Source organism: Actinomycetota bacterium (genome assembly GCA_030774015.1).
Classification (GTDB): domain Bacteria; phylum Actinomycetota; class UBA4738; order UBA4738; family JACQTL01; genus JALYLZ01.
On sequence record JALYLZ010000018.1, the window covers coordinates 1 to 23,550 of the forward strand.

General features: G+C 69.7%; 25 protein-coding genes. 8 read left to right on the forward strand and 17 right to left on the reverse strand.

The genetic code is table 11. From position 1 onward, the window contains the following. The first annotated feature begins 397 nt into the window (after positions 1-397). Entirely contained in the window at positions 398-562 is a 165-nt protein-coding gene (locus M3Q23_01090; protein MDP9340707.1) for a hypothetical protein, read from the forward strand. A gap of 19 nt (positions 563-581) precedes the next feature. Here M3Q23_01090 and M3Q23_01095 read toward each other — a convergent pair whose 3' ends face one another. The 7 genes from M3Q23_01095 to M3Q23_01125 form a co-directional block, all read right to left on the reverse strand. Beyond that, complete coding sequence (locus M3Q23_01095; protein MDP9340708.1) at positions 582-1,016, reverse strand: SRPBCC family protein; 435 nt, start codon at positions 1,014-1,016, stop codon at positions 582-584. A gap of 427 nt (positions 1,017-1,443) precedes the next feature. Further along, positions 1,444-2,796: a sulfatase gene (locus M3Q23_01100; GenBank protein ID MDP9340709.1), complete on the reverse strand. Its 1,353-nt coding sequence runs from the start codon at positions 2,794-2,796 to the stop codon at positions 1,444-1,446. Between the two features lie 1,383 nt (positions 2,797-4,179). Continuing rightward, entirely contained in the window at positions 4,180-4,938 is a 759-nt protein-coding gene (locus M3Q23_01105) for a methyltransferase domain-containing protein (protein ID MDP9340710.1), read from the reverse strand. Between the two features lie 147 nt (positions 4,939-5,085). Next, on the reverse strand, positions 5,086-5,583 hold the full coding sequence (locus M3Q23_01110; protein MDP9340711.1) for a hypothetical protein: 498 nt from the start codon (positions 5,581-5,583) through the stop codon (positions 5,086-5,088). A gap of 27 nt (positions 5,584-5,610) precedes the next feature. After that, positions 5,611-6,189 carry an SRPBCC family protein gene (locus tag M3Q23_01115; GenBank protein MDP9340712.1) on the reverse strand — a complete coding sequence of 193 codons (579 nt, stop codon included), beginning with the start codon at positions 6,187-6,189 and terminating at the stop codon, positions 5,611-5,613. Positions 6,190-6,191: 2 nt separating this feature from the next. Further along, entirely contained in the window at positions 6,192-6,554 is a 363-nt protein-coding gene (locus M3Q23_01120) for a cupin domain-containing protein (protein ID MDP9340713.1), read from the reverse strand. Positions 6,555-6,681: 127 nt separating this feature from the next. Continuing rightward, a complete protein-coding gene (locus M3Q23_01125; GenBank protein MDP9340714.1) occupies positions 6,682-8,265 on the reverse strand; it encodes a LuxR C-terminal-related transcriptional regulator in 1,584 nt (527 codons plus the stop codon). 85 nt (positions 8,266-8,350) lie between these two features. Between M3Q23_01125 and M3Q23_01130 the strand changes: the two genes are divergently transcribed. Both M3Q23_01130 and M3Q23_01135 read left to right on the forward strand, forming a co-directional pair. Beyond that, positions 8,351-9,271, forward strand: a complete 921-nt coding sequence (locus tag M3Q23_01130) for a rhomboid family intramembrane serine protease (protein MDP9340715.1) — start codon at positions 8,351-8,353, stop codon at positions 9,269-9,271. A gap of 54 nt (positions 9,272-9,325) precedes the next feature. Continuing rightward, on the forward strand, positions 9,326-9,829 hold the full coding sequence (locus M3Q23_01135) for a hypothetical protein (GenBank protein MDP9340716.1): 504 nt from the start codon (positions 9,326-9,328) through the stop codon (positions 9,827-9,829). A gap of 50 nt (positions 9,830-9,879) precedes the next feature. Here M3Q23_01135 and M3Q23_01140 read toward each other — a convergent pair whose 3' ends face one another. Further along, entirely contained in the window at positions 9,880-10,329 is a 450-nt protein-coding gene (locus M3Q23_01140; protein MDP9340717.1) for a hypothetical protein, read from the reverse strand. A 104-nt stretch (positions 10,330-10,433) separates the two neighbouring features. Here M3Q23_01140 and M3Q23_01145 point away from each other — a divergent pair, with 104 nt between their 5' ends. Next, positions 10,434-11,861 carry a glycoside hydrolase gene (locus tag M3Q23_01145; protein ID MDP9340718.1) on the forward strand — a complete coding sequence of 476 codons (1,428 nt, stop codon included), beginning with the start codon at positions 10,434-10,436 and terminating at the stop codon, positions 11,859-11,861. Between the two features lie 15 nt (positions 11,862-11,876). On the opposite strand, the gene M3Q23_01150 is transcribed toward M3Q23_01145, so the two are convergent. After that, the gene (locus M3Q23_01150; GenBank protein ID MDP9340719.1) at positions 11,877-13,472 is read right to left on the reverse strand and encodes a PQQ-binding-like beta-propeller repeat protein; all 1,596 of its coding nucleotides are present in this window, start codon (positions 13,470-13,472) and stop codon (positions 11,877-11,879) included. Positions 13,473-13,568: 96 nt separating this feature from the next. Then, positions 13,569-14,771: an alpha/beta fold hydrolase gene (locus M3Q23_01155; GenBank protein ID MDP9340720.1), complete on the reverse strand. Its 1,203-nt coding sequence runs from the start codon at positions 14,769-14,771 to the stop codon at positions 13,569-13,571. 107 nt (positions 14,772-14,878) lie between these two features. On the opposite strand from M3Q23_01155, the gene M3Q23_01160 reads away from it, so the two are divergent. Beyond that, entirely contained in the window at positions 14,879-15,313 is a 435-nt protein-coding gene (locus tag M3Q23_01160) for a PAS domain-containing protein (protein ID MDP9340721.1), read from the forward strand. Between the two features lie 2 nt (positions 15,314-15,315). Next, a complete protein-coding gene (locus M3Q23_01165; GenBank protein ID MDP9340722.1) occupies positions 15,316-16,167 on the forward strand; it encodes an MBL fold metallo-hydrolase in 852 nt (283 codons plus the stop codon). Positions 16,168-16,201: 34 nt separating this feature from the next. Here M3Q23_01165 and M3Q23_01170 read toward each other — a convergent pair whose 3' ends face one another. After that, the gene (locus M3Q23_01170; GenBank protein ID MDP9340723.1) at positions 16,202-16,900 is read right to left on the reverse strand and encodes a metalloregulator ArsR/SmtB family transcription factor; all 699 of its coding nucleotides are present in this window, start codon (positions 16,898-16,900) and stop codon (positions 16,202-16,204) included. A 112-nt stretch (positions 16,901-17,012) separates the two neighbouring features. Here M3Q23_01170 and M3Q23_01175 point away from each other — a divergent pair, with 112 nt between their 5' ends. Next, a complete protein-coding gene (locus M3Q23_01175; protein MDP9340724.1) occupies positions 17,013-18,275 on the forward strand; it encodes an MFS transporter in 1,263 nt (420 codons plus the stop codon). 9 nt (positions 18,276-18,284) lie between these two features. On the opposite strand, the gene M3Q23_01180 is transcribed toward M3Q23_01175, so the two are convergent. The 6 genes from M3Q23_01180 to M3Q23_01205 all read right to left on the reverse strand — a co-directional run bounded on the left by M3Q23_01180 (position 18,285) and on the right by M3Q23_01205 (position 22,257). Continuing rightward, entirely contained in the window at positions 18,285-18,848 is a 564-nt protein-coding gene (locus M3Q23_01180) for a histidine phosphatase family protein (GenBank protein MDP9340725.1), read from the reverse strand. A 73-nt stretch (positions 18,849-18,921) separates the two neighbouring features. Continuing rightward, positions 18,922-20,064 (reverse strand): hypothetical protein, encoded by a 1,143-nt coding sequence (locus M3Q23_01185; GenBank protein ID MDP9340726.1) that lies wholly within the window; start codon positions 20,062-20,064, stop codon positions 18,922-18,924. 88 nt (positions 20,065-20,152) lie between these two features. Further along, the gene (locus M3Q23_01190; GenBank protein ID MDP9340727.1) at positions 20,153-20,761 is read right to left on the reverse strand and encodes a MarC family protein; all 609 of its coding nucleotides are present in this window, start codon (positions 20,759-20,761) and stop codon (positions 20,153-20,155) included. Positions 20,762-20,771: 10 nt separating this feature from the next. Further along, a complete protein-coding gene (locus M3Q23_01195; GenBank protein MDP9340728.1) occupies positions 20,772-21,497 on the reverse strand; it encodes a pirin family protein in 726 nt (241 codons plus the stop codon). A 44-nt stretch (positions 21,498-21,541) separates the two neighbouring features. Next, a complete protein-coding gene (locus M3Q23_01200) occupies positions 21,542-21,805 on the reverse strand; it encodes a hypothetical protein (protein MDP9340729.1) in 264 nt (87 codons plus the stop codon). Beyond that, complete coding sequence (locus M3Q23_01205; protein ID MDP9340730.1) at positions 21,772-22,257, reverse strand: ATP-binding protein; 486 nt, start codon at positions 22,255-22,257, stop codon at positions 21,772-21,774. The genes M3Q23_01200 and M3Q23_01205 overlap by 34 nt, the downstream gene beginning before the upstream one ends. A gap of 474 nt (positions 22,258-22,731) precedes the next feature. Here M3Q23_01205 and M3Q23_01210 point away from each other — a divergent pair, with 474 nt between their 5' ends. Next, entirely contained in the window at positions 22,732-23,523 is a 792-nt protein-coding gene (locus M3Q23_01210) for an MBL fold metallo-hydrolase (GenBank protein MDP9340731.1), read from the forward strand. Positions 23,524-23,550 lie beyond the last annotated feature (27 nt).

Consider the following 23,550-nt stretch of genomic DNA (forward strand, 5'->3'; position numbering starts at 1 on the left):
GTGCACGAATGCGAGCCGAAGGATCAGAAAGGACGAGGAGGTCGCAGACCTGCTGCGCTTCGTGAGCCGTGAGCTGCGGGAGCACGTCGCGCGTGAAGGGAGGCTCAGGGCTTCCCCCGCTTCTCACGACGTCTGCCGATCATCCGCGAGGTCTTGCTCGACCCCGGCATCACGGTGAACGAGCTCGCGCGACGGACGCGTATGGTCAAGAGCCAGGTCTCGATGCTGGTCAGCGCCCTGGAGTCGGAGGGCTCGGTGAGCAAGCGTCCGGATCCTCGGGACCAGCGGCTCGTCCGGCTGTTCCCGACCCACGAAGGAACGGCTCGCGCGCGCTGTCGAGTGCGGCCCTTGCGCAGGCGACGGCGGACGCGGAGCTTGCGCGTAAGCCGTCGAGTTGGTGCCGGACGAGATGCTGAACCTGCGGGCGGATTTGCTGGTCGAATGTGCGGAGGTCTTGCGGCGAGCCGGTGACGAGCCCGGCGCGGAGGACGCCGTCGAAGAGGCGGCCGCGCTGTACGAACGCAAGGGCAATTTCGCGGGGGTCGCAGTGATCAGTGGGTGAACCGGCTCGCGATGAGCGGCTACCCGCCGGAGCCTTCGAGGAGCCGCTTCAGGTTGGCCAGGAACCCGTCGTTGGCCTTGGCGATCATGCGCTTCATAAGCGGGCTCATCACGCGCATGATCCCGGGCGGATCTATCTCGACGCGTCGCGTGACACGAGTCCCTTGCGGCTCCGGCTCGCAGATGTTGGTGACCGTGGGAGCCATCTTCCCCATTCGGCCGTGAAACTCGATCAGCCTCCCGGGCTCGAATCGCGAGACCGTCATCGTGCCTTCGGACACACCCATAGACGGTTTGACCTTGACGCTGAACACCGTGCCCATCCCGACGACGTCGGTCGACGAGTGCACCTTCAAGACGTCGGTGTGCCACGAGGGATCGTTTCGAACGTCCGCGATATAGCTGAAGACTTCGGCCGGCGGCCGCGCGATGGAGATTTTCCTTTCGACCTTCATCCCCACCTCCTCGGGCGTTAGCGCCTACCGATGCAGGGCTTCATCGCCCTGATCTTCTCCTCCACCTGCTCGAGCAGCAAGCGTCCTCGGAGCCGCGCTCGGAGGAAGCCTCATTTCCTCAAGCCTACTCTCGGACTAGAAAGGGAAACGGCGGGACTCGAAAGGGACCACCTGCGGGTCCTTTCCGCTTCATGGCCAGTCCAGCGCGGTGCGCGCCTGAAATCGCAAAGCCCGAACCGTGGAACCCTTGCTGCCCAGGAGCCGACCAGCTTCCTCGGCCGAGTACCCGAGCGCCTCCGTGAGAACGATCGCCGCCCTCTTGCGAGGCGTCAGCGAGCCGAGAAGCCGAACCGCCTCGTCGCGGGAATCGACCGCCTCGCACAGTTCCGGAAACGTTCTCGGGGCCGTCCGCTGCTGTCCCCCGCCCTCAGTGGCTCCAACCCCATCCCGGAGGCGGAGGGTCGCACAGTGCATGCGCCTGCTGCCTCAGCAGCTTGAGCGTTGCGTCCGGGATGCGTCTGACCACATTAGCAAGCTCATAGGGATCCCTCCGTTCCGCGTACACCTCCTCGAAGCCGCCGGCGTACTGGACGTAGAGGAAGCTGTGCGTCCTGATCCCGCAGTAGGAGGGGATCCCATCTTCCAGCGAGCCAAGGTGCTCCACGACGAAGGACTTTCGCCAGCGCACTCGCTTGTTCCGGAGAAGTGGGACGAGGCTCCTCCCCTCGACCCCAGGAGCATGCACGCCGGCAACCTGGGCGAACGTCGGAGCCCAGTCCACGTTCAGCGCGAAGTTGTCGACGACGGATGGAGCCTTCACCGCGTCCCAGCGGACCACGAGCGGAACCCGCAGTGACTCGTTGTACGGCACCGCCTTGCCACGCCAGGAATGCTCCCCCCACAGATATCCGTTGTCAGAGGCAAACATGATCAGCGTGTTCGAGAGCCTGCCGGTACGGCTGAGCGCCCTCACGATCCTCCCGACGGCGTCGTCGATCGCGAGATTCACCCGCAGCTGTCGCGCGCGGAACTCCGCGGCGGTCTGAGGGCTTATGTCCCTCCGATCCTGGATCCAGGGCGGTTTGTCCGTCCTGTCCATCTCCGGGACCGAGGGAGTTCGGATCGGCGGAAGGTGCGCGAACCTGTTCTTGTATCGCTCCGGTGGCGTGGTCGGCGTGTGCGGAGCCAAGGGTGCGTAGTAGGCGAACAAGGGCGTGTTGTTCCCGGTATTCCGAATGAACTGCGCCGTCATGTGTGCGAAGGCGTCCACCGCATAGTCGGCGTTCGCGTTCGCGAAGTGGACGATCGTGCCGTTGCGGTTCACATCGTAGTTGTAGTAGTCGGGCTTGGTTGCATACGCATTCCACACATCCCATCCGGGAGGAACGAACGTCCGCCCCTGGAGGCTGTCGTAGTCGTTCAGGTACTTGCCGAACAGTCCCGTGCGATACCCACCGTGATCGAGCCACGTGGCGATCGTGGATCTCTCGTCGCCGCTCCTGTGGAAGGTCTGCCATCCGCCGTGCGGATACGTGTTCCCCCACACGTCGGTTGAACCCGAGTAGCGCCCCGTGAGGATGGATGCGCGGGAGGGGCAGCACTCCGGATTCGGCACGAAGGAGTTCGTGAACGGTGTGCCGTGGTTGATCAGCTTCCGAACGTTCGGCATGTAGCTGAGCGTGTCCCATCGTTGATCGTCGGTAAGGATCAGGACGATGTTCGGCTTCGTCGTTCCCGCACGTGCCGGAAGCGGGATGCAGAGGGCGGCGGCGAGGACCAAGAGGGGAAGGAACCGTCTCATGGCGCCTCGGCCACTCCGATCCGCGTCGGGATGACGCGAGATTCCACCGCTCGGATCTTGGCTCAGGCGCCCAGGAAACGCAAAGGCGCGTCACGGCCGATTTGGAGGGGCGCCTTCCCTCAAACTTTGGGCCAAAGTCCCCTCTCGCATGAACGTAGCCACCAGGGCGGTTCACGATCGGAGGGCCGGTTTCGCGCGGAACAGGCTCGTCAGCGCGGGTAGGGTCTCCCGCGGACGCCCGGCCGGAACCATCTGGGCATCGCTACCCAAGCAACCAAGTAACCTCCCCGTACCCTCTGTAGAAGCAGGGTCGCTCTCCGGGTGGAGAGAACAGTTACTTGGTTACTGGCCTCGACGTGGCAGGTTTGGGCCTACTATCCCGGAGACGCTTCAGCTGGCCCGCCTGGCTTCAGGCCCGGTCCCGTCTCAAGCCCTCACCTGCCGTCCTACGTGATCTTCACGGCTACGGCCGCCGAGGTGGACGAGTTCCCGGCGACGTCTCGCGCCACGGCTGTCAAAGTATGGATTCCTCGCGGAACTGACCCCGTGTTCCAAGACAGTTGGTAGGGTGAAACGCTCACAGTCCCGAGAACGGCCGTTCCATCGACGTAGAACGTTACACTCGCGACGCCCGACGCGGCGGAACCGCTGCCCAGGTCCGCGGTATCTGCGGCAACCATAACCTTGGAGCCCTTCTTGAATGACGCTCCGGCCTGCGGCCTCGTGAGAGTGACGGTCGGAGCGGCCTGATCGATTCGGATCAGCTGCGATTTCACCTGTTCCTGATTCCCGGCCAGATCGGTTGAGAAGAACTGGACGGTCGTGGTCCCCGAGACGCTGAACGGCCCGGTGTAGACGGGGCTCGCCGTTGTGGGCGTGGACCCGTCGGTGGTGTAGTAGGTCTTGTCAACGCCAGACCCACCCGTGTTGTCGGTGGCCGACAATCTCACCGTGACGGCTGAGGCGTACCAAGAAGCCGAGCATGCAGCGCCGCCGCACGACACTGTCGTCGTCGGCGCAGTCGTGTCAGACCCTTGCGACGCGAACGGGATCAACCTGGACCTGGCACCTTTGCTCCAGAAACGGGAAAGGCGTGTGACGGAACTCCGGTGGCCGTGTTCTACTCAGCTGGCGCTGCGCGCTTCCTGGCGTTGTCGCTCAATCGAGTCGGCTAGCGCACGGGCGCCGGAGTGGAAACAGGTGCCCGTAGGTCTGTAGATGATCAACCCCAAGGTGGTCGCTGAGCCGGGCGGTGGTTAGGACGCCAGCACATTTACAGACCGACCGGGGAGGTCGTAGCCCTTGCCCGTTCGAAATCCCTCCGTGGCTCGCTCCGTTGCCTCCCGGACCGCAGCCCGCTCCTCATCGGAGAAGGACCGCAAGAGGATGGCGACAGGGCGAACTCCCCGATGAAGCTCCAGTAGTCCTCGAAGTCCGAGAACCGCAGGTGGAACTCCATCTCCTCGATCCGCACGTCATCGAACCCGGCGCGTACGAGGAGCTCGCGCAGGCCGTCGGGGTCGGCCGCGAGAACACGCCGCCCGGCGCTTTCGGGTCGATCGGGGGGATGAGCCCAAGACGGACGATCGACATCGCGACGCTCGCCGCCCAAGGGTTCTGCGCGGGTCCACCCATGACGGCGAGGGCAAGCCTCCCTCCGGGCCGGAGCACGCGGCGGCTCTCGGCCAATGCCGCGGCTGGGTCGGGCATCAGCATGTAGGCCCATCGGCACAGGATCCCGTCGACGCTGCCGTCCTCCAGACCGATGTGCTCCGCATCGACCACACGGAATTCCGCGTTCTCCACCCCCAGCTCCTCGGCCCGTCGCCTCGCCACCTCGACCATCCCGGGCGGGAGGTCGGTGGAGATCAGCCGCCCGCTGTCCCCGATCAGCCGCGAGGCTGCGAACCCCGTCTCACCCGTTCCGGCGCCAAGCTCGAGGATGGTCTGGCCCGGCTGCGGGTCGAGTCGGGCGACCATCCAATCCGTGACCCCTTGGGAGAACTCCCGCAAGTACTCGCGGCGGCGCTCCCAGCCGGGGGCCATGGCCTCCCATTCGACGAGCGCGGCGCGACGAACCTTGTCGAGCCCGTGATCGTTGGCCGATGTCTCGGTGTCCACGGCGAACCTCCTCCTGTCGATCTGACGAGCAACGCTGGTTCCTTCCGGGCGAACAGGCTGGACCGGGCGTCCCGCGTGAGGGTCCACCCGGCCCTGGCCATTCTGGCCCGGCAACTCTGAGCGCGCCGACCGAGAGCTACAGCTCGCTCAGCCTCCGTTGGGGGCGGAAATGGTACCTGTGAGCTGGAGTGTGAACACGCCCTGCATGAAGTCACCGGTCCCGTCGGTAGTCCCCTGGCCAGTAGCGCCGCTGAATCGACCCGTTCCTCCTGTCACCACCCAGTGACCGGTCCCATGGAACACGAGCGGGCCGATCGGGCAGGCCACGTCGTGACTGGTCAGCATGAGGAGGTCGCCATTGGCGGCGGTCAGCGTCTCGTTCCTGACATTCGCAAGCCCCCCGGCGCAGCTGCTGTCCGGCCCAGTGACCTGGAGGTGCCCTTCGTTGGCGCTGAGCCCCAGTTGCGTGGAGATGCCAGTCCCGCTGAAGTCGACGGTGCCGCTCGAGAAGTCAGTGACTGCCATGCCCGAATAGGACCCCCGAAAGGGGACCTGGATACCGGCGGCGTACGCCGAATTCGCGCCCATCCCAATGGTCCCCAGCGCCGTGAACATCGCTGCGAGCGTACAGAGTTTCCTGATCATCGTTCCCTCCTTTGCGGCGCTGCGTGCTCACCCTCGAGCGCGCGACTCGGCAAGCCGGAGCAGGTTGTCGAATCCTTGCTGGATGGCACGCGCGGGGCCGCTCCAGCGCAGGATGGCCTGGCGCATGCCGGGCGTCGCGAACATGGCGCGGAGCATCCACGGCATGGGGACGGGACCGGTCGCCCGGAACAGGTAGGACACCCGGCTTCCGGAGCCTTCGGGTCGGATCTCGTAGCGGTGGATGACCTGGGCCACGCTCGGTCCGTACTTCCACGCGAGATGCCCCTCCGTTCGAAACTCGAACAGACCGGGGCGCTCGGCCCTGGTCACCACGGAGTGGTCCGTGAACATCCCGCCGGGGTCGGCACCCGTGCTGTCCCATTCCGTCCCCACCGAGGCCTCGCCCTCCGGAGCGTCCATGGTGAGCAGCCGGTACTTCTCCATCTGCTGCTCGCCGCCCCAGACCAGCCCGGTGCGGATGTCCGCGAGCGTTGCGTACACGACCTCCGGAGAGGCCGCGCAGGAACCCGAGGCCCGGAAGGTGACCCGGCCCATCCCGGGCGGCTCGCCGACCCGGTCCTGCGAGGCGGTCGCTTCCGTGTCCATTGCTATCTCCTCCCCAACTGCGCGGCGGTCTCGCTCTGGAACTCGAGGGCCCGGTAGGTCTGATCGCCCACCACCCAGGCGTCGTGGCCGGGAAGGATCTCGTAGGCGTCGCCGGCGTTGATCTCGTGCTCCTCGCCCTCGTTGGTCAGCACGTGCAGCGTGCCTTCCAGGGCGTACCCGACGTGGTGAAACTGGCAGGAATCCGTCCCCGCGATCGGCTTGACGTCGGCGGACCAGCTCCAGCCCGGCTCCAGCTCGCCCAACGAGGCCGATGAACCGGCCAGGTGGACGACGTATCCCTTCCCGTGGTCGAACGAGCGGGTCTCGTCCGCCTCATCGAACCGCTTCCTCGCGAACTCACCCATCGTGGCCCTCCATTCCTCGGCGGTTGCCGTCGGGCTGAACGTACGGGTCCCGGGGCCGAGGTTCATGGGGTGTTTCACCCATCTTTGGCCCCAGCGCGCCGAGGTCTGCTGGGTAGCCTGTGGAGGGTTACCGGGCTTCGTCGACCACCGCGTCCGCGGCCATCAACCCGTGCTTCGCGGCGAACAGGCTGGCCCTGGCGCGGTTCGAGACCCCGATCTTCGCGTAGATGTGCTCGACGTGGTTCGCCGCGGTCTTGGGTGAGATCACCAGGTGCTCCGCGATCTCCCTGGTCGACATGCCCCGGGCCACCAGCCGCAGGACCTCGACCTCCCGGGACGTCAGTCCGGCCGGCCGGTCGCGGCGGCGGCCGATCCGGTGCCCGGCGGCGCGGAGCACGGCGTCCACGGCGTCGCCGTCCAACCGTCCCGACCGGACCATGGCTCGGAGGTCCGCGGCGGCCTCCTCGTCCGAGCGCTCGGGCCGATGGGGCCGCGGTTCCCTCCTGGCAGCGTACGCGTCGGCGGCGGCCAGCACCCTGCCCGCCGGCGTCAACGCGTCGCCGGAGAGCCCCCGCGGGTAGCCCGAGCCGTCCAGGCGTTCGTGATGCTGGATGCAGATCGCGCCCAGGGGGGCGAGCGCAGATGACGACGCCAGCATCCGCTCGCTCAGATACGGATGCAGGCGCACCCGCTCCAGCTCGCCGGGGGTGAGTTCCCCTCGCTTGTCCCAGATGGAGTTCGAGACGCCGAGACGGCCCAGATCGTGCACCAGACCGGCCCGGCGCACCGACGTGGCCTCACCTTCCGGAAGCCCGTAGATCCGGGCGGCGGCCCCGGCCAGGTCGGCCACGGCCCGGGAGTGGCCGATGGTGTAGGGCGACTTCAGGTCGGTGAAGTCCGCCATCGCCTCCAGGGCCGACTCGAAATCCCCGTCGGTGAGCGAGACCTGGAGCGCGGGCTCCGCAGCGATCACGGCCTCCCACGTCGTGGCCGCGTCGAGGTCGCTGAACAGCATGGGCGCCTCGGCGCAGAACGTCTCCACCAGGGCCGGGTCGAACTGGGTCCCCGCCCGCTCCCGGGCCACGTCGATGGCCGCCTCCACCCCTCCGGCCCGGTGGAACACCTCCACCACGTCGGCCAGGTTCACGATCCGCGCCACCATCGAGATCTCCTCGCCTTGGGCGCCGTGCGGCACACCCTTGCCGTCCCATCGCTCGAAGGTCTGCTCGATGCCGTGGCGGACATCGCGGCCCAGCCCAAGCTGCGAGGCGAAGCCGTCGGCGGCCAGCCAGTGGTTCTCCAGCATTTCCTCGGCGTTTCGCCGGCCCTCGCCGAGGAAGGCCACGCCCAGGCGGACCCGTTCGGCCAGCGGCTTCCCGGCTCCCAGGTGCTTCATCATGTAGGCCATCGAGGAAACCGGCCCCGTGAAGTGCACCAGGCGAAAGTCGCCCTTCAGCGCGAACTCGTCGCCGAACCACTTGGCCTGCTCGTAGGAATCGACGTGGCATCCCACCCACGCCAGCAGCGCGACGTAGTAGGCGACCGCCCGCTCGGACTCGTCCAGCCCCACCCGCTCGGCCAGCCGCAGGGCGATCAGGCACTCGCGCATCACGTGTTCCATGGGCTGGCCCATCCCCAGATCCGTGCCCAGCGACAGGACGGCCAGCAGCTCGGCAAGCCGGACCCGCGAACGTGTGGATGGCTCGATCACGAGGGCAAGTCTATGCACCCGGGATGTCATCGGGGCGGGTCCGATGAGCCGGAGGCGGACACCACCGCTGCTAGGATGCTCGATCGTGGAAGACGAAGCCCCGGACCAGGGGTGGATCACCAAGACCGAGTACTGCTACCGGCACCCCAGCGAACCGACCCGGGTCCACTGCACGCGCTGCAACCGACCGATCTGCACCGATTGCATGATCCCGGCACCGGTCGGCTACCAGTGCCCGGAGTGCGTGGCGGAGGCCAGGCAAGCGTTCCGCCGGAGACCCTCCGTTCGGGCCGGGGCCCGCTCCGTTCGTTCCACGTCCATGACCAAGGCCCTGCTCCTGGTCCTGGTCGCGGTTTTCGTGGTGGAGATCATCAAGAGCGGAGGCCGCACCCCGACCGGGAGGACCCTGTTCGACATGGGGGCGCTGTTTCCCCCCGCCGTGGCGCAGGGCCAGTGGTGGCGGCTGGTCACGGTGATGTTCCTGCACGCGAACATCATCCACATCGCGTTCAACGCCTGGGCCCTGTGGATCTTCGGACAGTATGTGGAGTCGCTGTTCGGACGGTGGCAGTTCCTGATGGTCTTCTTCGTGAGCGCGTTCATCGGGAGCGTGGCCAGCTACGCGTTCGGCCCGGTCCAGGAGCTGGGGGTGGGGGCCTCGGGCGGGATCGTGGGGCTGCTCGGCGCGTTCATCGCCTACAACCTGCGGCGGCGGCACCTGGCCATCGCGCAGGCCCAGCTCCGGTGGGTCCTCATCATCATCCTGCTGAACGTGTTCCTCACCATCGGCGGCGGTGGCTTCGGGATCGGGAACATCGACTGGCGGGCCCACCTGGGCGGCCTGGTCGGGGGATTCGTGGTGGGGGGCGCGCTGGAAGGGGTGGGTCCCCGCCGGTATCACGCGCTGGTCCGGGTGGGCGGCGTGGTCGGCCTGATCGTGCTGGTGATCGCCGTGGCGGCCTGGCGCACGGGACAGCTCCACGCGCAGTTCCCCCAGCTGGGCTGAGCTCGGCGGGAACCGCCGGGAACCCCTTCCGGGAGTACGATCGTCTGACCGACGATGAACCGGAATCGAACGCACGCTCGGATCGCCCGGTTCGCGATTCCCCTGGCCCTGGTGGCCGTGCTGGGCGCAGGCTGCGCCGCGGCCACGACCGCGGCCGGTCCGGGAGCACAAGCACCCCACGACACCACCGTCCCGGTGACGCTGGCCGACAAGGGCCGGCTCGTGGCGGTGCACGTGGGACAGGTGATCCAGGTCTCGCTGGGCGCGCCGGCCGACGGAGGTCCCTGGCAGGTCGCGACCTATCCCCGGTCGATGCTGGCGATCACCTCATCGGACCCCGAGCGAGGCCTCTTCACCTTCCAGGCCCGGTCGAAGGGCCAGGGGCTGGTCGGGTTCACCCTCCGGGGCCTGTGCGGCCCGCCGCTGCTGGAGGCCATGCCCGACGGCGCGCTGTGTCCCGAGGCGGGCGGCCCGGCGGGCGGGAAGAGCGTGAAGGGCCTGCAGCCGGGCGCGCCGGCCCTGGTGACGCTGGTGACCTACACGTTCCGGGTGAGCTGACCGTCCCGTCCCGGGCGAGGCGCCCTAGCCTAGGGCGCGTTCCGGGAGTGTCAGCCGGGGCGGAACGACGGCAGCCCGTCCTCCGGCTCGGACACCGGCCGGAATGGCTCCCCGAGACGCTCCGAGAGCCCCCGGACCACGCGGTTCCACGCGTCCCGGTCCCACGACTCGGCCACCTCGGCAACCGACCCCGAGTCCACCAGCACCAGCGTCGGCACCACCCGGATCCCGTACGCCTCCGACACTGGATATGGCGGTAGGTCCGGAAGCGACTCGAACGACACGCCGTACTCCCCGCCGAACTCGCCGAGGCGTTCGGGCGGGTCCTGGCCGATCCCGCTGATGCCACCGGGAAGCGCCTGGTGGATGCGCTCGGCGATCGGGGCGGTCATCTGGCACACGGGGCAGGTCACCTTGTAGAAGTACAGCAGGCTCGCCCCGTCCCGGACCTCCAGGCCGGGAACGGGCGGAGCGGTGGCGCCGGGCGCGATGATCGACATGTCGCCTCCTAGCGTAGCGCCGACTGCCGACAACCCCCCCGCGGCATTGACCCGCTCCGCTTGCTCGCGACATCATGCGCCGCACTCCCGACCAAGGAGTCACCGTGGCCCCCCGACGATGCAGCGCCATCCCGATCGTCACCGCCGTCCTCCTGGTGGGCTTGGCGCCGGCCCTGCCCGCTGCGGCCGGCCCTCCCGCGCCGGGCGCGTTCCAGACGGTTCGGTTCGTCCAGAGGGTCAGCGAGGACGCGGTGGCCGGCCCGCCGAGCGCCGAGGCGGACACCGAGACCGAGCCCGACATCGCCGTCGACCCCAACGACCCGGACGTCGTGGTGGCGGTGTTCCAGCAGGGACGGTTCCCCGACGGCGGCTCGGTCGACCCGGGGTTCGCCACCTCGCACGACGGCGGCCAGACCTGGGTGCACGGGAACCTTCCCGGCCTGACCACGGCGGCGGGCGGGTCGTACGACCGGTCCTCGGACCCCGCCGTGGCGTTCGGCCCGGACGGCTCCGTGTACGCAACCACCCTCCCCTTCGACGCGCCCGGATGCCGCAGCGCCGTCTCGGTGCAGCGGTCCGACGACGGCGGCCTCACCTGGGAGGTGCCCGCGTTCCCGGAAGCCGACGACGACTGCAAGGTGTTCAACGACAAGAACTGGATGACCGTGGACACGTTCCCGGGCAGCCCGCACTTCGGGCGGGTCTACGTGACCTGGGACCAGTTCCGGGCGAACACCACGCCCCACTCGGAGCCCATCGTGCTGCGGTACTCCGACGATCGCGGCGCCACGTGGAGCGACCTGGTGGTGGCGTCCGCGCCCGAGGCGGAGGCGATCGGCGTGCTGCCGGTGGTGGAGCCCAACGGCGACCTGGCCATCGTGTACGACGACTTCAGCACCGGGGACGACGTCCTGGTGTCCCAGGTCTCCCACGACGGAGGCGTCACGTTCGACCCCGAGGTGAAGATCTCCAGGCTGCGCGAGGCCCTGGAGTCCCACGTGCGGACGGGTGGGCTGCCCGCGGCGGCGGTCGACCCGGTGACCGGCCGGCTGTTCGCGGTGTGGCAGGACGACCGGTTCCGCACCGACGGCCACAACGACGTCGTCATCGCGCGTTCCTCCTCCGAGGGCGCGCACTGGAGCCGGGTGAAGCGCGTGAACCCGGGGCAGACCGCCGCGGGGCTCAACTCCTTCAGCGCCTTGACGCCGGACGTCGCCGCCTACGGCGGCATCGTCCACGTCACCTACCGGACCCGGGACGACTCGGGCCCGGAGCCGTCCAACCTCGTCCAGGAACGCTACGTCGTGTCGATCGACGGGGGCAAGAGCTTCGGCGGCGAGCTGCTGATCGGGCCGCGCACGAACCTGCGGTTCGCCGCCGTCTCCGGGCAGGCCCAGGCGTTCCTGGGCGACTACATGGGCGTGGCCGCCACCGCCGACACCGCCTACCTGGTGTGGTGCGTGGCCCGGCGGCCCGCCCCCGGCGGGGGGCCGTTCGACCAGACCACCTGGAGCGCCACCATCGTGCGCTGAGGCGGTCTTCGGCCCCTACGTCTTGTCGCCGATGCCGTAGAACTTGCCGCCCCGCGCTCCCACCCAGATCATCCCGTGCCACACGGCCGGGGTGGATTCGACGCAACCGTAAAGTTGCACGCTCCACAGCTCGTCGGGCTTCTGCTTCGGATGCCGGATGTCGAACCCATGCAACACCCCGGAGCAGTCCCCCACTATCAGCACGTGGTCGATGGGAACGGGCGACATCTCGTCCGGCCCCGGCAGGGTCATGGTCCAGTACACGTGGCCGGTCTTCTGGTCCACCGCCATGAGCTCGCCGTCCGTGGCGTAGGCGTAGACCACGCCGCGGTACAGCGCCGGCGTGGAAAGACTCCCCCCGTCCGGCAGGTAGGAGCCGAGCGGCACCGACCACACCACCGGATCGGCAGGCTTGCGGGGGTCGAGCTTCATCAGGCCGCCGATCTCGTGGTCCCGGGGCAGCGCACTGGGGCGGGAGACGTTCTCCTCGATGTGGCGGGCCACGTACAGGTAGCCCTGCCGGTCGATGACCACCGACGCGTCGACGTCGTCGCCGGCCCAGAAACGGAACACCTGCTTGGCGTGGGTCCCGCCGTGCAGGATGTTCGAGATGTCCCATCCCTGCACCAGTCCCCCGGAGTTCGAGAAGTACGCGACTCCCTTGAAGAAGGCGACGGAGTTCTCGATGGAGATGTCGGTGTCGTGGATGGCGTTCAGGAGGTCCTGGTCCCAGCCGGGAACCGTCAGCACGACCTTTGGATCGACCTGCACCAGGTGCTGCGCGTCGTAGTGCCGGTGCAGCCGGATCACGTAGAACCAGGAGTTCTCGCCGCCCTCCAGCAGGTAGTCGCCGATCTGGAGGGGCGCGCCGTCCCAGTCGCTGTTCCATACCGGGTTGGGGACGCTGGAGCGGGAATCGACCGACCACAGCACGGTCGGCTCCGGCCGGTCCATGGCCACCACCCGCAGGAGGTTGTCGCGTGATCCCGCGTAGTACAGCGGGAACCCGTCGGAGTCCGAGGTCGCCGACCCCTTGGCCAGGTCCCCGGTCACCAGGTCCGGGCGGAGCGGCTTCCCGGTCAGGCCGTCCCAGAAGTGGTAGTGGTCGTCGTAGGCGCCCTCCCGGATCTCGATGGTGCCGTCGGGCCGCGGGATGACGTTGGGCTGGCCGGTCCACCCGGTGCCGCACCACAGCTTGGTCTCCGTGCCGCTGGTGGACTGCGAGCACAGCCCCCCGGTCTCCGGGTACTGCCACAGCACCACCGGGTGCTTCGGGAGCGGCCCTTGGCCGTAGTAGTCGCGGGTGGCGTTTCCCCGGAACGTGGTCAAGCCGGGGAAGCTCGTGTTGATGGGGCCGGGCGTGCGGAAGCCGTGGTGGGTGGGAGTGGGCGATGGCGACGGGGACGCCGGAGGGGGCAGCGTGGTGTGCACGGGCGAGGCCGAAGGAGACGCCGTGGCCCGGGAGCCCGAGTGTCGGTGGAAGACGTCGGTCAGGACCCCCGTCTTCCACACGGCCACGCCCGACCCCGCCAGCAGCAGCACGACGACGACCGCGGCGAGCGGCGCGCGCGTGGGAGCGGCGTGCCTGGCACGGTGGGAGCGGGGTGGCATGTCGGGTGGCGATGCTACCGGCTGGACGGGCGGACGCCCGGGATCGATCCGGACCGCCGAGGAGGACCGTCGAGGAGGACGGGGATCAGCCCGGGTTCAGCGGGGAAGCCCGGCCAGGAACCGCAGGAGCGTGCCCGCGGTCTCCTCCGGCGCCTCGAACTGCGGGACGTGGCCCACCTTGGGCAGCACCAGCAGCTCGGCGCCGGGAAGCACATCGGCCAGCTTGTAGGCCAGGCGGACCGGCACCAGGCGGTCGTCCTCCCCCCAGATCACCACGGCCGGCACCCGGACTCGGGCCATCCGGGCCCAGAACGGCCGGGGCGGCTCGATCAGGATGTGGCGCAGGGAGTCGAAGAAGGCCATCCGGGCGGCGGGGTTCCGGTAGATCCGGATGAACTCGCCGGCGGCGGCGTCGAACCCGTCGCTCGGCAGGCGGCTCGGGTCGGCCATCAGCCGGCGCACCGCGCGCTTCATCCACGCCTCGCGCAGCGGGAACGGGATGGCCCCGACCTCGGTCGGGATGACCCGGGTGAACCCCAGGACGTAGCGGACCCGGAAGCCGGGGACCGCCGGGTCCAGCAGGCCCAGGCCGGTGACCCGGTCCGGCGAGCGCACCGCCATCTCCAGGGCCACCCGCCCTCCCAGCGAGTTCCCCACCACCGCGGCCCGGTCGATCTCCAGCGCGTCCATCAGCTGGCGGAGCACGCGGGCGTAGAACCGGGGCGAGTAGTCGCCGCGCGGCTTGTCGGACTCCCCGTGGCCCGGGAGGTCCGGGACCACCAGGCGATGCCCCGCGTGCACCAGCGGAGGCAGGATCGGCAGCACGGAGATCTTCGAGGCCCCCAGCCCGTGCAGGATCAGGACCGGCGGCCCCTCCCCCACCACGTAGGTCGAGACACGGAGGCCGCCCACGTTCACGTCGCGCTGTTCGAGGTCGAAGGGCGAGCGGTCCCGGCCGTGTGGCCGGAACAGGGTCTGGAGCCGGGCTCCGAGGTCCAGGTTCCCGCTGACGGCCAGCCTTCGGGCCAGGTAGGCCTCGATCCCCCACAGCGAACCGTCGTCGATGGCCAGCCAGGTCTCGGGGTCGGCGGTCAGGCGGGCGGCGGGGGCGAGGCTGGGGCCCTGACGAGTGAAGCACTCCCGGTCCATCACGGCAACGGTGAAGGTGTCGCCTCCCACCCGGAGCTCCCACTCCGCGGCCAGGCCGTCGGCGGCGTCGCGACGGAAGCGGCGAGGAAGCGACAGCACACGCGAACGTACCTCGTCCTCCCGGGTGTCTCGTGCCAGCGTGCGTGCCACCTTCGATCGCCAAGCCTAGCGTACGGCGAGGCACGTTCGAGGATGCCAACGGCCCGATTTGGACCCGACCTTTGCCCTGAGCTGACCGACCCGGTACGCTCGCCCACATGCAGTGGGACACGCGGCAGAAGAACCTGCTGCTGATCCTGGCCCGAGACGTGGCCTCCAAGCTCGCCACGCCCGCGTTCCTGGTGGATGCCGTGGGCACGCTCGTGTTCTTCAACGAGGCCGCCGAGTCCGTCCTCGGCCACACGTTCGCCGAGATCGGCGAGCTGCCCGCCGAGGAATGGATGAAGGTCTGGGAGCCCATGGACGACCGGGGCGAGCCCATCTCCGTGCGGGAGCTTCCGTTGGGCGTGGCCCTGTTCGACGGGCAGCCGGACCACCGGACGCTGCGGATCCGAAGCGGCGACGGGCAGACCCGCTCGCTCGCCGCCACCGGCATCCCGCTGCTCTCGCACCCGGACGAGCTGGTGGGCGCCCTCGCGCTGTTCTGGGAAGCCGCGCCGCCCCCCGCCGACCCACTGGCCGAGGGAGTCTAGCCGTGCACGCGAAGGTGTGGGGATGCCGCGGCTCGCTGGCCTCGCCGGGCCCGGACACCATCCGCTACGGCGGGAACACCTCCAGCGTCGAGCTCCGCCTGGCCGACGGCAGCGTGCTGGTCCTGGACGCGGGAACAGGCGCGCGGCCGCTCGGCATCCACCTGGAGGAGGACCCACCAGCGCGGATCGACCTGCTGCTGACCCACCTTCACCTGGACCACCTGGAGGGACTGGCGTTCTTCGCCCCGCTATGGTGGCCCCGGGACCGCTGCGAGCTGCACATCTGGGGGCCCGCCTCGCCCCTGAAGACCCTGGAGGAGCGCGTCGCCACGTACATGTCGCCGCCCCTGTTCCCGGTGCACCTGTCGGACGTGCCCTCGCACCCCATCTTCCACGACGTCCCCGAGGGCGAGTGGCAGATCGGCGCCGCCACTATCTCGGCCCAGCCCATCTCCCACCCCGGCCCCACCGTGGGCTACCGCCTGGACGAGGGTGGGAAGGTGTTCGTGTTCATGCCCGACCACGAGCCCGCCCTCGGTGTCGATCTGAAGACGGTGTCGCCGGACTGGATCTCCGGCTACGGCGTGGCCTACGGCGCCGACGTGCTGCTGCACGACGGCCAGTACACCGAGAAGGAGTACGCACGCAAGGTGGGGTGGGGGCACTCCAGCACCGACCACGTGGTGACGTTCGCCCAGATCGCCAAGGTCCGGAGGCTGGTGCTGTTCCACCACGATCCGCTGCACACCGACGACGACCTCGAGGCCATTCTGGTGCGCGCCCAGGAGCTGTGGGGGGAGAACGGCGGCGAGATCGGCCTGGCCTACGAGGGCATGGAGATCGACCTGCCGTAGCCGTCTCCGGGGTCGCTCGGACCCTGGGCCCTGGTCACCGGCCGGCGACGCCGAGGGTCCTGCGCAACCCGCGACGGCCTTCCGTGGTGACCAGGAGGGCCCGGGTGCCGGGCTGCCTCACCACCCAACCGGAGGCGAGCAGCCGGTCGAGGAGCGCGGCGCCGAGCGCCCCGCCCAGGTGGGCCCGGCGCTCGCTCCAGTCCAGGCACGCGAACGCGAACCGCCGGCGGGCCTTCGCCGCCTCCGCCGGATCCACCCTGAGGGCGTGGAAGACTCCCGCCGCGCCGGGACCGAGGCCGATGGCACCGCCAGGACCGGGGGGGCCGAGCGCCTGCTTCCGAACCAGGGCATCGAGGACGGCCACCCCGAGCCGGCCCGCCAGGTGGTCGTAGCAGCTCCGGGCTTCGGCCAGGGGTGAGGCCGGAGCGGGCCGGCCCTTCGACCCGGACAGCGTCACCAGGGCCTCCACGAGCTGGGCCACCTGCGCGCCGGCCAACGCGTAGCGCATCTGGCGCCCCGCTCGCACCGCCCGGATCAGACCCTCCTTGCGGAGGACGGCGAGGTGGTTGGACATGTTGGGCTGGGTCGATCCCGTCGCGGCGACCATCTCCGCGACGGTGGCCCCACCGGCCTCCGCGCTGGTTGCCCCGCCGGCCAGCAGGAGGCTCAGGATCTCGATCCGGAGCGGATCGCTCAGGGCCCGGGCCATCCCGGCGGCATGTTCACTATCCATCACGGCACCATGATACCACGTTGTATCATCAGGAGGCAATGATGTATCGCACGTCTCAGCCGGCGCGAACGCGGACGGGGCGCACGGTTCGGCCGCGTAGACTCGCCGACCGATGAGCGCTCGGGCGGAGCGAGGCACCCTGTTCCAGATCCTGGCGGACCCCGCCGTGCGGGTGGCGATCGGGGCCGTCTTCGTCATGATGCTCGGCTACGGGATCGTGGCGCCGATCCTGCCCCTGTACGCGCGATCGTTCGGCGTCGGGTATGGGGCCGCCGGGCTGCTGATCTCGATGTTCGCGGTGGCCCGCCTGATCTTCGACGTGGTGTCCGGACCGGTGGTCGACCGCTACGGCGAACGCACCGTGGCCACCTCCGGCCTCGCCGTGCTGCTGGTCTCCTCGCTCCTGACCGGCCTGGCGCCGACGTTCGCCCTCGCCGTGCTGTTCCGGGCCGTGGGCGGCGCCGGATCGTCGGCGATGTTCACGGCCATGTACAGCTACCTGCTGAAGATCGTGCCCAAGCAGCAGATGGGACGGACGCTGGGATTGTTCTACGGCGCCCTCAACATGGGGATCATCGCGGGCGGGCCCCTCGGCGGGTTCATCGCCCACCAGCTCGGCCTGAACGCGCCCCTGTTCTTCTACTCCGGGCTCATGGTCCCCGCGGGCTTCCTGGTGTGGCGGTACCTTCGCGTGCCGGCCGGAAACGACGGTGAGGCCGATCGGGACGAGGAACCGGCCCCGCTGGGACAGCGGCTCCGTGCGCTGCTCCGGACCAGGGGCTACGTCACCGCGCTGGTGGTGAACCTTGCCTACGCGTGGATGGTCGCGGGGGTCTACGACACCCTGGTCCCGCTGTTCGGCCGGGACGGGCTGGGGCTGTCCACACTGGGCATCGGGGTGGTGCTGGCCGTCGCGCTGGCCGCGGAGCTCGTCGTGATGTATCCGGCCGGGGCCGTGGCCGACCGGGTGGGCCGCCGTCCGGTGCTGATCCCGGGACTGGCGGCGATGGTGATCATGACCGTGGTCCTGGGGCAGGCAGGTTCGGGCGTGGCGTACGCCGCCATCCTGGGCGTCTTCGGCCTCGCCACCGGCGCCGCGGGGGTGGCCCCCGCCGCGATGCTCTCGGACGTCGTGCCGGAGGGGTCGTCGGGAACCGCCATCGGGGTGTTCCGGTTCTGCGGGGACCTCGGGTTCATCATAGGGCCGCTGGTGGCCGGGTCGGTGGCCGGCGCGTGGGGCTTCCATGCGTCGTTCGCCGTCGCGGCCGTGCCCACCATCGTCGCCCTGCTCTTCGCCATCGGAACGCCCGAGACGTACCGCCACGCCGTGGGGTCCAGGAGACGGCCCGGGCCCAGGACGCCCCCGACCGGCTGAAGGAAGGCGCTACCGGACCCGCCCGTTCCAGAGGTTCAGCGCGTGGTGGTCGTGCTCGTGGCCGAGGGTCGACAGGGAGCCCGCGTCCAGCCGAAGCAGGCCGGCCACCCGGACCTCCATTCCCAGATAGCGGGCGGCCAGGGCTCGCAGGATGTGTCCGTGGCCGAACAGCAGGACGTCGCCGTCGGGCTCGCCGATCTCGGCCAGGAGGCGGTCGGCTCGCTCCGCGATCTCCTCCGGGGTCTCGCCGCCGGGTGAGCCGTCGTCGAAGAGCTCCCATCCCGGCCGGTCGGCCTGGATCTGCTTCGTGGTCAGGCCCTCGTACCGGCCGTAGTCGACCTCCCGCAGGAGATCCGTGACCTCGGGGTCGGGGTGGCCGGCCAGGCGGGCGGTCTCCCGGGCCCGGGACAGCGGGCTGCACAGCACCCGGCCGAACGGGTGGCCGTCCAGCCGGCGCCCGATGGCTCGGGCCTCCTCCTCACCATCGGGGAGCAGCGGCAGGTCGGTGACGCCCGTGTGCTGCCCCGAGCGAGACCACGCCGTGGCGCCGTGGCGGGCCAGCCAGATGTCCATGCCTCGGGGATTGTCTCCCGAACGCGCTGAGGGGAGCGACCAGCGCCCCCCTCGCGGCAACTCACGCCCTGATTCAGGGTTTCACGGTCACCGTGGTGCTCATGAAAGGACCGTGGATCAGACAGATCATCGAGTAGGTGCCGGGCACGCGGGCCACGAACGTCGACTCGGCCCGCCCGTTCAGCAGGCCGAGCCCGTTGTCAGCGTGGAGCAGCCCGGAGTTGACGAACTTCGACGGGTCGCGGAGCACGAGCGACGGCGTCGGCTGGACCAGCTGGGGGCTCAGCAGGAACTCCAGCTTCGTCGGATCGCACTTCTTCGGGAACACCACGTCCGGTCCCGGCCGCTCGCATTGCACGATGAACCCCTGCACCGACTTGAACGAGCTGATGGGGAACGAGGCAGTGTGGATCTCGTTCGTCCCCAGCACGCGGAGCCGGTCCCCCACGTGGAGCGTGAACCCCTCGTCGCTGAACTCGATGGCGCTCACGCCCCGCGCGCTTCCCCCGTCGTGGATGGTCACCAGGTGGCTGCCCCCCGCCAGCGGCTTCCTGTTCACGGCCTGGGCCTGCGCGTCCGCGGCCGGACCGTCCACCTGCTTGGCGTGGACGATGTCCTTCTTGGCCTGGGCGTCCACCGTGCCGGGGCTCGGGATCGACGCATCCGGCGCCGCCACGGTGAGGGGGATCTGCATGTGGGCGTGCAGAAGGCACAGCAGGGAGTACTGGCCGGGGGGCGCGGCGACCCGGACGAAGAAGGACTGCCCGCTCCCGTGGCCGCCCGCGTTCAGGGGATCGGTGCCGTTGAACGTGCACGGACTGCTCGTCGCCTTCCCGCACTTGTGGCGGTCGGCGATGGCGATCGGGTTGAACACGATCTCGTTGTCGTCTCCGCCGAGGGCGTTGTCACGTACCTCGACGGCGAACGGGGCGCCGGGGGCCTGCCAGGTGCTTCGCCACGCGTTGGGGTGCGCCGACGGGACGAACGTGGCGGTGTGGAACCCGAACCCGCTGAAGGTGGCGTCGACCAGGTCGCCCTGGTGGACGGTGAGGCCGCCCGACGGGAAGAACTGGGTGAACTCCCAGGGCTCCTGGCCGGGCGGGAACGTGTCGGCCTGGACCCGATAGGTGGCCGGCGAGGCGCCCGCCGCCGGCGCGATCCCGGCCACGATCCCTCCCAGCAAGACCACGGCGAACACACCACGCAGCAGTCGCATCGTCCCCTCCCCTTCCGCCCCGGACCGGCAAGACGTGGCCACTGTATGCCATGCCGCATTCGGTAGGAAAGACGGATCTTCGACCGGGCTATCCCAGGCCGAAGCGCTGCCACCGGCCCACGGCGTCGACCACCAGCTGCACCGCGATGGCCGTGAGCAACAGGCCCATGATCCGCGTCACGAAGTGGATGGCCGAGGGCCGCAGGAACCGGGAGAACGCCGAGGCGAACCGCAGCGTGGCCAGCACCAGGATCAGCGCCACCACCAGGCCGCCCACGACGGCCACCCGCTGGATCAGCCCGGGGTGCTGCCGGATCAGGACGATGGTCGCCACGATGGCGCCCGGCCCGGCCAGCAGGGGCGTGCCGATCGGCACCAGGGCCACGCTGGCCCCCTCGTGGGTGGCGCTCATGCTCTCCGCGCCCCGCAGCATCTCCAGGGCCACGATGAACAGCAGCACGCCCCCCGCCACCATCAGGCTCTCCACGCTGATCGAGAGGTACTGGAGGAGGGCCTGTCCGAACGCGACGAACGCGCCCAGGACGATCGCCGCCACCAGCACGGCCACGTAGGCGGCCCGGTTCCGGGCCCGTTGGTCGAGCGGCTGGGTCACGCTCAGGAACACCGGGACGGTTCCCAGCGGGTCCAGGATCACCACCAGGGTCACCAGGGACTCGCCGAAGGTCCGCCAGGCCACCCGGTCGTTCCTACGAGAGCGCCACGTCGACCAGGATGAGCTCGGTGTCCTCGGCCGCGGCGAGCTTCAGGTCGGGTTCGCTCCGGATGCGCGCGGCGTCCCCGGTGGCCATGCGCTCCCCGTTCGCTTCCAGGGCGCCTGAGATCACGTAGAGGTACGCACCGCGACCGTCGGCGACCTGGTGGCCCACTGCGTCGCCGGGGGCGAGCGCCGACACGAACACCGACGCGTCTCCGTGCACCTTCACGGCGTCGCCGCCCTCCGGCGAGATGGCGCGCAGCAGCCGCCCGGTCCGGCCCTCCTTGGTGAACACGCGCTGCTCGACCCCGGGCGGGAGCCCGCGCTCCGACGGGAGGATCCAGATCTGGATGAACCGCATCGGTTCGGTCTCCGAGCCGTTCTGCTCGGAATGCCAGGCGCCGCTGCCGAGTGTCATGCGCTGCACCGACCCGGCCGGGAGTGGCCCCGGTGGCCCTCCGACGTCGTCCTGGTGGCGGAACAGGCCCTCCACGACGTACGTCAGCCCCTCGATGTCGCGGTGCGGGTGCATCGGCCAGATCGCGCCGGGGATCAACCGGTCGTCGTTGAACACCCGCATGTTCCCGAACCCCATGTACTCGGGGTCGTAGTACCGGTCGAACGAGAAGTGCCACCGGGCGGTGAACCACCCGCCCTCCTCGCGATGGATCTCCTGATCCCTGCGGATGTGGATGGTCATGGGCAGTCTGCGGTCCACCAAGGAACCACCGGGCCAGTATGGAGGAAAGGCCCGAGCGGCGCTCAGGCGTTCGCCCTCCGTAGGGGCACGCCATGGACGCGGAACCCCACCGCGCGGGCCGCGACGGCCAGCTCCACGTCGTGCGTGGCCAGGGAGAGGTCCTCGAACCGGTCCCGAACCAGCCGGGCGCTCGCCAGATGGATCGCGTCCGGGGACCCGAGCGTCGTCGGGAACGGGTCGGTCGCCCGCTCGAGGATCCGCTCGCCGATGGCAACCAAGCTGAAGGTGTCGATCACGTCCAGCACGGCGGCTCGCCGGGCGGCCACCTCTTCATCGGGCAGACGGAACTGGACCGAGCGCGATCGATGGTACGGAGGCACACGACACGCAGGATTTCCAGCGCTCCCATGCAGACCGTTCGGAGGTCGACGGGGCCACCGGCCTCCTCGCTCCCGAGCAGCGCGACCTCCAGTGCGTGCCGCTGGGGAACGGGCAGCTCTCCGATGGTGGCGTCCAGGACGGGGCCGAGCAGGTCGGCGAGGCCCTGGAACGAGAGCTTCGCCTCCGACTCGGCGGGGTGACAGGACAGCACGGTGTAGCATCGGTCCGCCGCGTGGAGGAGGGCTTCTCGCCACAGAGTCGTCTTACCGGCGCCTCCCTCTCCCTCGACGACCTCGGCGCGGGTACCGGAGGGTGCGGCGTCCAGTGCGGCGTCCAGCCGTTCGAGCTCGAGCTCGCGCCCCGACCATGCGTGGCCCACTCCCAGCCACGGCAGCACCCCTCCCTGGAAGGCTGAGGGCAGTCTACGGGAGCCGGCAGCACCCTCCGGACCGTCCGGCCCTGGCCCCCTTCGGGGCTGCTTCGTTTGTGGTCAGACGGATCCGAGCACGACGCGCGCGTTGGGCGCCGGCCGCGCAAAGGTCGCGCGAGACGGTGCGAGGGTCGGCAGCGAGGCATTCGTTGACGCGGGCGCGGTTTCGGCGAAGGACGTCCCGCCGCGCAAGCTGGTCGTTGGCTCGCCGGCACGGGTGCTGCGCGACGTGCCCGACGACGAGCTCCTCCCTACCAGAGGCGTCCGTGAACCGACACCCGTGGCCACAGTTCACGAACTCGGTCACGTGACGGATGTTCCGATCCGGGTGGACCCCCATGCTGGCGTCGTGCTTTGATGCGCCGGTCGGGATCCGACGAGGAAGGGGGATCGATGGATGGCGCCCGCAGGCTCTCGGTTGGGGAAATCGATTGCTGGTTGTTGAGCGACGGCACGAATCCCTATCCGAGAGAGGCGATGTTCTCGAACGTCGCCGCGGAGGAGCGGGACACGGCGCTCCAGGGCTACGTCGATGAGGACGGCATGGTGCCCTCGACCTATCACTGCCTGCTGGTCCGGTCCGGTGACCGTGTCGCGCTGATCGACGCGGGCCTGGGGGACCTGGCCGGGCCCGACGCGCCCGTGGGGAAGCTCCAGGGGTCGCTTCGCGAGGCCGGCGTGGGGCCCGGCGACGTGGACGTCGTGGTCATCTCGCACGGCCATGCCGACCATATCGGCGGCCTGACCATGGAGCGCGATGGAGCACGTGTCCCCACGTACGGGAGAGCCCGCCACCACGTGTGGCAGAGCGAGTGGGACTTCTGGACCTCGCCCGCCGCGGATGCGCTTCCCGAGATGCTGCTCGGGCCCGCCCGGATGACCTTCCCGGTCCTCGAGCAGGCGGGGCTGGTAGAGCCCGTCGGGGAGGAGACCGACGTCCTTCCCGGCGTCCGGTTGCTGCCCGCGCCCGGCCACACCCCCGGCCACGCCGTGGTGGCCATCACCTCGGGCGGCGAGGGGCTGCTCTACGTGGCGGACGCCGTTGTGCACCAGCTCGACTTCGAACATCCCGAGTGGCTGTCCGCCTTCGATGCCATCCCGAACCTGACCGTGCAGACGCGCCGGCGGCTCCTCGACAGGGCGGCCCAGGACGGATCGCCCATCGTCGCCTTCCACGTGGGCTACGGGCACGTGACGCGCGCCAACGGCGCCTATCGGTTCCAGCCCTCGTAGCCGAGCCGCGGGACACGGCGCTGGACG